The following is a 10,240-nucleotide window of genomic DNA, read 5'->3' as shown; positions in this document are numbered from 1 at the left end:
GTGTTTTGCCCGACGAGGCCGAGCAAGAACTCGGCATTTCGGGGAGTTGATGTACGATTCTGTTCATGACGAATCGCACATTCAAGTCCGGCGAGAGCCGAGAGCAACTCAGTCTGCTTCCAGCGCGGGTTGAGGACTATGTCGGGGCGGACAACCCGGTCCGGGCGATCGAGAGCTTCGTTGGCGTCCTCGACCTTGCCAAGCTCGGCTTTCGCCATGCTGATCGCAAGGCCGAAGGGGTCGGCCAGCCGCCGTACGATCCGGCCGATCTGCTGAAGCTGTACCTGTACGGCTACATCAACCAAATCAGGTCGTCGCGTCGGTTGGAGCGGGAAGCTTGCCGCAATCTGGAACTGATCTGGCTGCTGAAGGGATTGAAGCCGGGTTATCGGACGATCGCCAACTTCCGCAAGGAGAACTGGGCGGCTCTGAAGGCGGCCAACCGCAGCTTCGTGCTGCTGATGCGCGAGCTCGGCCTTGTCGGCGGCAGCGTTGTTGCGATTGACGGCTCATTCTTCCATGGCGACGCCAGCAAGGCCAGCATCTTTACACGCAAGAGGCTTGCCGATCAGATCGCAAAGCTTGACCAGGAGATCGAGGCTTACGGCAAGTCCCTTGAGGACAATGATGCCGCAGAAGCCAGGAAGCCGGGCGAGGATGGACCCGATGGCGGCGGCGGAGATGGCGGCGACATCGGCGCGAAGGTCGCGGCCCTGATGGCCAAGCGCTCGCGCGCACAAGCCGATCTTGCTCGGCTGGAAGAGAGCGGCCAGACGCAGCTGTCCCTGACAGATCCGGATGCCCGACTTCTGGTCAAGAGCGGCCAGGGGGTCGCAGGCTACAATGTGCAGACCGCCGTCGACGACAAGCACAAGCTCATTGTCGCCAGCGAGGTGGTCAACGACAGCAGCGATGTCGGCCAGCTACATGCGATGGCCATGGCGGCAAAAGAGGCTCTTGAGGTCAAGACCCTGCAGACGCTGGCCGATGAGGGTTATTACAGCAGTCTCGAGCTGAAGGCCTGCGAGGACGATGGCATCACAGCCTATGTGCCGGTGCCAGAGGGCAACGCTCGGCTAGAGAAGGAAGGCCGCTTTGCCCTCAAGGACTTCAACTATGACGGTGCATCCGACACCTACCGTTGTCCCGCCGGCCAACTGCTACATCCGATGAAGAGCAGGCAGAAGAACACCAGTGGCCGCATCGAGATCCGCTACGTGGCGCGCGGAGTGATCTGCAGGACCTGCCCTCTCAAGGCCCGTTGCCTCGGCTCGAACGCGGCCTATCGGACGATCGGTCGCTGGGAGCATGAAGACGTTCTTGAACGTCATCGCGCGCGGATGCAGAGCGCAGGCGAACTGATGCGCCGTCGCTCTGGCATCGTCGAGCATCCGTTTGGCACGATCAAATGCCGTGCCGGCTATCGTCATTTCCTGGTCCGCGGCTTCGACAAGGTCCGTGGCGAGTGGAGCCTGATGGCGCTCTGCTACAACTTCACTCGCGTGCTCAACATCCTTGGGTTCGACGCATTTCTGGCCGCGCTCCCAAAGACGCTTGCTCCTTGCCGATGCACCTTCGTAACCCTCCTGCAGGGCATAAAGGTTGCTCTATCGACCTCTTGGCGAATATTCCAGCCCCAGATCGCAATCGCCCGGTTCGCTACGGCCTAGGACAGCCAACAAACCAATTCTTGCTCAGCCTCGTCGAGCAAAACAGGCGGTCAATCCGATCGCAAGCCTGTCAAGCCTCGGCCACGCAAATATTCCACTTTACCGAAATTCGGATTTGTCGTACACACAAGCCACCCTGGCCCGAGACAAGGGGCGGATCGCGATCGTCACGAACCGCGGGCCGGGCAGCGATGGACGCGACGGCGTCGGGCGCGATCGGCATTGCAGGGCGGCTTCGGCCGTGAGCAATCGCCGCCCGCGCGAACGACACGGCGCCGACAGCGTCTTGGCATGGCCTTCGGCGGCGAGCACACGCCAGCCGCCGGGGATGCCTGCGAAGACGTGCGCGGACGGAGAAGTCGTGTGGTCCTGACGCCCGGGGTCTGTGCGTCAAGCCTTGCGGTGATGTGAGCTGCCCGACCGGACACTCACATCAGCGATCCGCGAGCGCGACGGGGGCAATAGTGCATCGCTCCCCGGGGAGAGCACGAAGGACACCGTTAAAACCATTCGCGCAGGGAAGGCCGGGCGATCCGGCGAAACCTGTGGTCCACCCCGTGTGCATTCTTTGTGGCGCACGGATCGCGGGTGCCAGCCGGCGCCCGGCCTTCCCTGCGCCCTTGTCTCTGTGAGGGCGCCGCGAGAGGTGAAAACTCGGGCGAGACGCGCCGCGAGAACGCGAACTCTTGCGCGCTGTTTGAAATGTGTATCGGCGTGACGGCTAGTCTCGCCCCACTCTCGGTGTCATCGCCCGCGAAGGCGGGCGATCCAGTACTCCGAGACGTCTGTTGTTGAAACGATAGGCCGCGGCGTACTGGATGCCCCGGTCAAGCCGGGGCATGACAGCGTCGTTGTTGCTCTACCGCATCATCATCCGCGCGATCGCCTCGCCGATCACCACCGTCGTGAAGTGCGTGTTGGCGCGGCAATCCGACGGCATGATCGAGGCGTCGGCGACGCGCAGGCCGGAGATGCCCTTCACCGTGCCATCCGGATTGACCACGCCATCGGCGTCATTGACGCCACTCATGCGACAACTGCCGGCCGCATGCTGGATGTCGCCGGTCTCACGGCGCAGCAGCGCGTCGAGCTCGTGATCCGGCAAGCTCGCTGCCTGCGGCAATGTCAGATCGGTGTCGGTCAGCCTGATCCAGTCGGCGATACCGGCAAGTGCCGGCTGCGACGTGATGACGGCGAGCCGCTTCACTGCATCCATCATCCGCAGCATGTCGCGGGGATCGGCGAGCATATTCTCCTCGACGACGGGATCGATCGACGGATCGGTCGAGGCCAGCTTCAGCGTGCCACGCGAATAGGCGTTGAACAGCCCGGCGCCAATGGCACCTGGGACGCCGACGCCGCGGTGATTGAACGCGATCAGGATCATGTCGCGCTTGCCGCCATTGGCGAGGCCCGAGGAATAGGTCACGCAGCAATTGGTGTGGCGCGTATCCGGATCGGTCGGCCGCAGGTCTTCGCGAAGCTGGATCGTGGCGCGGAACAGCGGGTGGTCGAAGAAGTGCTTACCCACCGGCAGATCGCGCTCGACCGCGATCCCCATCGCCTTCAACTCGTCGGCCGGTCCAATGCCCGAGCGCAGCAGGATCGCCGGGCTGTGGATCGCGCCGGCGCAGAGCACGATCTGACGCGCGCTGATCTCCTGGGTGCCCTGCCCTTCGGTGCGAACACGAACGCCGGTTGCCCGTCCGTCCTTGATGATCACGCGATCGACCAGCGTATGCCCGCGGATCTCGAGATTGGCGCGGCCGCGGGCGGGCTCGAGGTATCCCTCATTGGTGGTGATGCGGCGGCTGTCGCGGCTGTTGATGGGATAGCAGGCAACGCCCTCGCCGTCGGGACCGTTGACGTCGGCGCACCAGGGATAGCCGCTCGCCAGCGCCGCATCGCGCAAGCCCCGATCGATCGGGCCCCACTTCTCCGGCGGCGCGCGATAGACCGGCAACGGCCCGCCGCGGCCATGGCCCTCGGCGTCGCCGAATTCGAGATCATCCTCGATCACCGAGAACAGCGGCATCACCTCTTTCGCCGACCAGCCGGTGCAGCCATTGGCGGCCCATTCGTCGAACGCATCCGCGACGCCGCGGATGGCGATCTGGCCGTTCATCATCGATGAGCCGCCGAGCCCCTTGCCGCGCCAGTAGAAGCGCGGCTCCTGCCCCGCCACGCGGCGCGTCAGCAGATCCGGCCACTGCCATTTCTCCTGATATTCGCGCTTGTGGATGATCGGGATCGGGTTCGGCGTCCTCACTTCCCAGGGCGCTTCATCGGCGCGCCAGTCGAGGCCCGCTTCGAGCAGCAGCACGCGCTGGGCGGGATCCTCGGAGAGCCGTGCCGCAACAGCGGCGCCGGCGGAGCCGCCACCGACAACAATGACATCGTACATCGCGTTACTTCTCAACGTTCCAGAACACCGGGATGGCGGAGGGTATCAGACCGCGCAAGGTGGCGCGATAGGCCGCCGGCTGCGCGAACTGGCCCCACGGAATCGCGGGCGCCTGATCGTACATGATCGACTGGATCTCGCCGGCGATCTTCTTGCGATCTTCCTCGGCGGGCGCCTTGGCGAAGGCCTCCATCAGCGGCGTGATGCGCTGATCGCACTGCCAGCCGGTGAAGTCGGCGCAGTTGAAGGCGACCATGACGTTGGTGAGCGGCGAGCCGAGGTCGAAACCGCCGGCATGGACACCATAGACGCTCCAGCCTTCCTTCTTGGCGCGGCGTGCCAGCACGCTTGCCCAGTCCATCACCTGGAGATCGACGTTGAAGCCGGCGGCCTTCAGCCGCTCGGCCAGCACCTGCGCCGAGACGCGCGGGGCTTCGAGATCGTTGGCTTCCATCACGACGACGGGCTCGCCGGCATATTTGGTCGCCTTCAGCGCGGCCTTCGCCGCTTCGATCGAGGGCTTTTCGGCCGCGTCCGTGCCGGCCTTGCTCTCGTAGGTGGTGCCGCAGGTGAAGAACGTCGCGCAGGGCGCGGCGTATTTGGCATCGAGGCCGAGCGCATCGAGCACCTCGCGCTGGTCGACCAGCTTCCACAGCACGCGCCGGATCGCGGGATCGTCGAACGGCTTCGATGCCGCGTTGAGGCGATAGGCGCCGGCGAACATGTTGCCTCCGGTGAAATTGACGAGCTTGACGCGGGAGTTCTTCTCGAGCTGAGGCAGGAGATCGAACGGCGCATATTGCATGAAGTCGACCTCGCCGGCCTGCAGCGCGGACGCGGCGGTCGCACCATCGGGGATGACGCGGATCTCGAGCGTGTCGACATTGACGCGCTTGCCGCCGGCAAGGAAGTCGGCGGGCTCCGGGCGCGGCACATAGTCGGCGAACTTCTTCAGGACCATGCGATCGCCGGTGCGGTGATCGGCCTTGCTGTAGACGAACGGGCCGGAGCCGATGATCTCGGTGATGCGCTGGTCGCCCGGCGTCTTGGCGATGCGCTCGGGCATCATGAAGGCGACGGGGCTGACGGGATTGCCGAGCGCGTCGATGACGAGACCGGACGGCTCCTTCAGCGTCAGCACGAAGGTCTTCGCATCCGTCGGCTCGAGCGAAGCCGTGATCGCGAAGATGCGGCGGCCGAGTGCGCTGCGGGTGCCCCAGCGCCGCAGCGAGGCGACGCAATCGGCTGCGGTGACCGGCTGACCGTCATGCCACTTCAGGCCGTCGCGCAGCGTGAACCTGTAGGTCAATCCGTCCGCCGAGACCTTCCAGTCCTGCACCATCTGCGGCTTGACGTCGCCCTTGGAGTCCTTCGCGAACAGCGTGTCGAACACCATGTAGCCAAACGTGCGCGAAATATAGGCCGTGGAGAAATGCGGGTCGAGCGTGACGATCTCCGCCTCGAGCACCGCGACAAGATTGCCCGCCGCATGCACCGGCGCTGCGACAATCGCGAGCCCGAGCAGCGCCGGAATGAAAGCCTTCAGTTTGAACATTGGTGTGTTTTTGCCTTTTGACGTGACGTTTGCACTCGCCAGGAAAAAGCAATGTTCGTGCCCCCACGTATGCGCTCATAGCTATCTGCCACGCGTTTGGAGGAATGCACACTTTGAGTTGGAGAGTGCTGCTCTCGCACCCCGTCATTGCGAGCGCAGCGAAGCAATCCAGCGTCTTTCCGTGGCGGCAGTCTGGATTGCTTCGCGGAGCCTGTCATCGGGCCGCGCTGCGCGCGGACCCGGTGGCTCGCAATGACGATGGGGAAACAAGTGTGCGCGCCACTCTCGCTGTCGTCGCCCGGCTTGACCGGGCGACCCAGTATTCCAGAGGCCGGCATCGGAGAGCTCGCTCTCACCACATCCGCCGCGGCGTACTGGATGCCCCGGTCAAGCCGGGGCATGACACCTGTGCTGTGGCGTGGGTCCCGGCTCTGCGCGGCAACGCTTACGCGTTGCAGCGCGTCCGGGACACGAGACCGCCCTTATCCGATCACCTTGCCGAACTTGTTCGACTTCGGGAATCCCTTCGGCGGCAGGCGGCCGGCGTCGGCGCGGGTGCCCTGCCACTCCGCGAGCTCCTTCATGGTCGCGGAGAATTCGCGGCCCGCGGAGTCCTTCCAGGTCAGGCCTGCCTTGGCCTCGAACACAGCGACGTCGGAGAGACCGCCGTCCTTGTACTTCTGCAGGCGAACGCCGCGGCCGCGCGCCATCTCCGGCACCTGGTCGAGCGGGAAGATCAGCATCTTGCGGTTCTCGCCGATGACCGCGACGGTGTCGCCGATCACCTCGGTGACCGTGCGCGCCTCGTTCGGCATGTCGACATTGAGGACCTGCTTGCCCTTCTTGGTGGTGCCGACGCAATCGTCCTCGTTGACGACGAAGCCCTGGCCTTCGTGGCTGGCGACCAGGAATTTGCGCCCGCCCTTGTTGACGAACAGCGTGACCGGCGCGGCCTCCGGCTCGAGATCGATGAACTGGCGGATCGGCTCGCCGTGGCCGCGGCCGCCCGGAAGCTTCGCCACGTCGATCGAGAAGAACTTGCCGTTGGTCGCGAACAGCAGCAGCTTCGACGTCGTCTCCGCGAAGAACGCGATGCCGAGCTTGTCGTCCTGCTTGAAGGCCAGGCCCGAGAGGTCCTCGACATGACCCTTCATGGTGCGGATCCAGCCCTTGTCGGAGACGACGACCGTCACCGGCTCGCGCTCGACGAGGGCCTCCTCCATCGCCGCGAGATCGTGCTCGGGCGCATCGGCAAAAGTGGTGCGGCGCTTGCCGAGCGGCGTCTTGGGCCCGAACATGTCGCGGACCTTGCCGACCTGCTCGCCGACCTTCTTCCACTGCTCGGCCTCGGAAGCGAGCACCGCGTTGATGCCCTTGAGCTCGGCGCGGAGATTCTTGTCCTCGGTGCGGATCTCCATCTCTTCGAGCTTGCGCAAGCTGCGCAGGCGCATGTTGAGGATGGCTTCGGCCTGCACCTCGGTGAGCTTGAACGCCTTCATCAACGCCGGCTTCGGCTCATCCTCGGTGCGGATGATCCTGATCACCTCGTCGATGTTCAGATAGGCGATCAGGAAGCCGCCGAGGACTTCCAGACGGTGCTCGATCTGCGCCTTGCGGTAGTTGCTGCGGCGGATCAGCACGTCGCGCAGATGGTCGAGCCATTCGCGCAGGCACTCCGCGAGCCCCACCACCTTGGGGATGCGGCCCTTGATCAGTACGTTGAGGTTCAGCGGAATCTTGTTTTCGAGCTCGGTCAGCCGGAACAGCGATTCCATCATCAGCGCCGGATCGACGTTCTTCGACTTCGGCTCGATGACGATGCGGACGTCTTCGGCCGACTCGTCCCTGATATCGCCGACCAGCGGCAGCTTCTTCTGGTCCAGCAGCTCGGCGACCTTCTCGATCAGCCGCGACTTCTGCACCAGGAAGGGAATCTCGGTGACGACGACGACCCAGGTGCCGCGCGCGCCCTCTTCATGCGACCACCTGGCGCGGACGCGGAACGAGCCGCGGCCGGTCGTGTAGGCCTCGGCGATGGCCTGCTTGGAATCGACGCAGATGCCGCCGGTCGGGAAATCGGGTCCCTTGACCCATTTCATCAGCGCCTTGGACTTGGCGTCGGGCTTCTCGATCAGATGCAGCGCGGCGTCGCACAGCTCGGCGGCGTTGTGCGGCGGGATCGAGGTCGCCATGCCGACCGCGATGCCTTGCGCGCCGTTGGCGAGCAGGTTCGGGAAGCCGCCGGGCAGCACGACCGGCTCTTTCGACTGGCCGTCGTAATTGGCGCGGAATTCGACGCCGTCCTCGTCGATGCCTTCGAGCAGAAGCCGCGCGACATCGGTCATGCGCGCTTCGGTGTAGCGGTAGGCGGCGGGGTTATCGCCGTCGATATTGCCGAAATTGCCCTGGCCGTCGACCAGCGGATAGCGCGAGGAGAAATCCTGCGCGAGGCGCACCATGGCGTCGTAGATCGCCTGGTCGCCATGCGGATGGAACGAGCCCATCACGTCGCCGACGATCTTGGCGGACTTCTTGAAGGCCGTGCCGGGGTCGAGCCGGAGCAGGCGCATGCCGTAGAGGATGCGCCGGTGCACCGGCTTCAGCCCGTCGCGGGCATCCGGCAGCGCGCGATGCATGATCGTGGAGAGCGCATAGGCGTAGTAGCGGTCTTCCAGCGCCGATTTCAGCTCGACGCTCTGGATGCCGTCGTTGCCGTCACTGTCCGGCGGCTCGAAAGCCTCGCCCATCCCTTACCCCAATCGATGTTTCACGTGGAACATAGCATGAACATCAGGCCGCGGTCTCGCTCCCGGCGGCCATGAATCGTGCCCGTTCCTCGGCGGGCTGCAGCCCGCGTGGTTCCCAGATGTGCTGGGTCAGGAAGTAACCGGTCAACCGGAAGCCGTCGGCCACGTCCCGCTCGTGCGGTACGCCAGTCCGGTCGCGCAGGAAAGCCGGAAGCTTGAGGAGGCGGTCGCGATAAGGCTCGCCGGCCGAGGCGCTGACGGCGCGTCCGCTCTTGGGCGAGACGTAGATCAGCGCGTCGTTGGCGCCGGTGGCGGCGCAGTTCGCGAGATCGAGGCCGAATCCGAGTTCGGTGAGCAGGGCCAGCTCGAAGCGCACCATGAGGGCCGGCGCGATCGACCGATCGCCGAGATGCTCCACGAGCACCTGCGCCGCGTCGTACAGCCCGACATGCGGGTCGCGCTCCGGCAGCAGGCGCAGCAGCGCGCCCATATGGCCGATGCCGTAAAGCGCCAGCGCCGAGCCCATCAACCGCGAGGCAACGAGGCTCGCCGGCTCCACGCTGAAGGAGCCGAGCGACTCGTCGATCCGCGCCCGCCAGGTGGCGTGCAGCGTGTTGCCCGGCTGGAGCATCGGCTGCATCCGGCGCGAGCGGCCGCCATGCACGAGGCCGAGATGGCGCCCGTGCTCCGCCGTCATGAGTTCGAGGATGACGCCCGTCTCGCCGTGCTTGCGCAGGCCGAGCACCAGGCCGTCGTCGGACCATTGCATCCGACGAGGCTTAGGGCCGCCGCGCGAAAAAGCCGAGAGGCTGCGGGCTTCAGACCACGTGGCGCTTGAGCGCCACGGCGGCACGGCCCATCCCGACATGCTCGGCATCGGGATTGCGCAGCTCGCGCATGCCCGGGGCGCGACCGCCGATCACGAACGCGACCAGAGTGAGCACCAGAAGAACCTTGTACCGCATGACCCTTGTTTCCGCTCGGGAGGAGCGGCTGTCATAGGCTTGGCCGTACGGGGCAGACTTGCGCTGGCGCACATCGATCGCTGCAGCGCACCATTCGGCTGCGGCTTGGTTTGCGCGCGGTAAACATCCCACCAAACCACCTCAGGATGAGGGTGTGTGTGGGATGACGGATCAGGCCGCCCTGCGCGCTTCCAGCACGATTCGCGCGGCAGCCCGGCTCGGCTCGTCGCCGCCCGGCAGGCTCATGCGCTGGTCGATCCGGGCCAGGGCGTCGAGCTGCCTGGTGCGTTCCGGGCCACCGGTGACTAGCGGCGCCAGGGTGTCGGCGAGCTGCTTCGGCGTGCAATCGGCCTGGACGTATTCCGGTATGGCGTTCTCGTCGAGGATCAGGTTCGGCAGCACGATGGTGGGCACCTGGATCAGCCGCCGGGCGATCACCTCCTCGATCCGCGAGACCTTGTAGCCGACGACCATCGGAATGCCCGACAGGGCCAGCTCCAGCGTCACCGTGCCCGACGCCGCGAGCGCCGCGCGCGCCCGCCGGAACGTGCCGTGCTTCGCCGCCTCGCCATGGACGAGACGGACCGGGACGTCCCACGCCAGCGCCAGCCGCTCGATCAGCGCGCGGTGCCGGCTGACAGCCGGAAGTTCGACTTCGATCGTTCCGACCCTTTTGGCGAGCATCCCGAGGGCTTGCCCGAAGACGGGCATGAGCCGCTCGATCTCGGAGCGGCGCGAGCCCGGCAGGACCGCGATCAGCGGCGGCTCGGACTCGCGCGCACGCAGCTCGTCGGCATCGGGCCGAAGCGCGTCGAGGCGCTCGATCAGCGGATGTCCGACATAGCTGCAGGTCGGGCCGCCGAGACGGCGATGCGCATCGGGCTCGAAGGGCAGCAGCG

The 10,240-nt window shown here is 65.6% G+C and carries 6 protein-coding genes and 1 pseudogene; 1 reads left to right on the top strand and 6 read right to left on the bottom strand.

From position 1 onward, the window contains the following. The first annotated feature begins 65 nt into the window (after positions 1 to 65). The gene (locus VGR99_RS09390; protein WP_326898063.1) at positions 66 to 1,670 is read left to right on the top strand and encodes an IS1182 family transposase; all 1,605 of its coding nucleotides are present in this window, start codon (positions 66 to 68) and stop codon (positions 1,668 to 1,670) included. Positions 1,671 to 2,529: 859 nt separating this feature from the next. Here the strand turns inward: VGR99_RS09390 and VGR99_RS09385 are convergent. From VGR99_RS09385 to VGR99_RS09360, 6 genes and pseudogenes are all read right to left on the bottom strand, one after another. Then, complete coding sequence (locus VGR99_RS09385) at positions 2,530 to 4,074, bottom strand: GMC family oxidoreductase (protein ID WP_326898062.1); 1,545 nt, start codon at positions 4,072 to 4,074, stop codon at positions 2,530 to 2,532. 4 nt (positions 4,075 to 4,078) lie between these two features. After that, positions 4,079 to 5,629 (bottom strand): ABC transporter substrate-binding protein, encoded by a 1,551-nt coding sequence (locus VGR99_RS09380; RefSeq protein WP_326898061.1) that lies wholly within the window; start codon positions 5,627 to 5,629, stop codon positions 4,079 to 4,081. Positions 5,630 to 6,111: 482 nt separating this feature from the next. After that, positions 6,112 to 8,376 (bottom strand): DNA topoisomerase IV subunit A, encoded by a 2,265-nt coding sequence (parC, locus tag VGR99_RS09375; protein WP_326898060.1) that lies wholly within the window; start codon positions 8,374 to 8,376, stop codon positions 6,112 to 6,114. 43 nt (positions 8,377 to 8,419) lie between these two features. Further along, positions 8,420 to 9,145: a DNA repair protein RecO gene (gene recO, locus VGR99_RS09370; RefSeq protein ID WP_326898059.1), complete on the bottom strand. Its 726-nt coding sequence runs from the start codon at positions 9,143 to 9,145 to the stop codon at positions 8,420 to 8,422. A 49-nt stretch (positions 9,146 to 9,194) separates the two neighbouring features. Next, positions 9,195 to 9,341, bottom strand: a complete 147-nt coding sequence (locus VGR99_RS09365) for a hypothetical protein (protein ID WP_326898058.1) — start codon at positions 9,339 to 9,341, stop codon at positions 9,195 to 9,197. Between the two features lie 171 nt (positions 9,342 to 9,512). Continuing rightward, positions 9,513 to 10,240: pseudogene (locus VGR99_RS09360) on the bottom strand (lipid-A-disaccharide synthase); the annotation flags it as partial.

The sequence above is a fragment of the Bradyrhizobium sp. genome, assembly GCF_035935975.1.
Classification (GTDB): domain Bacteria; phylum Pseudomonadota; class Alphaproteobacteria; order Rhizobiales; family Xanthobacteraceae; genus Bradyrhizobium.
The sequence above is the reverse complement of the archived record's forward strand: the minus strand, read 5'-3'. Positions and strand labels throughout refer to the sequence as shown.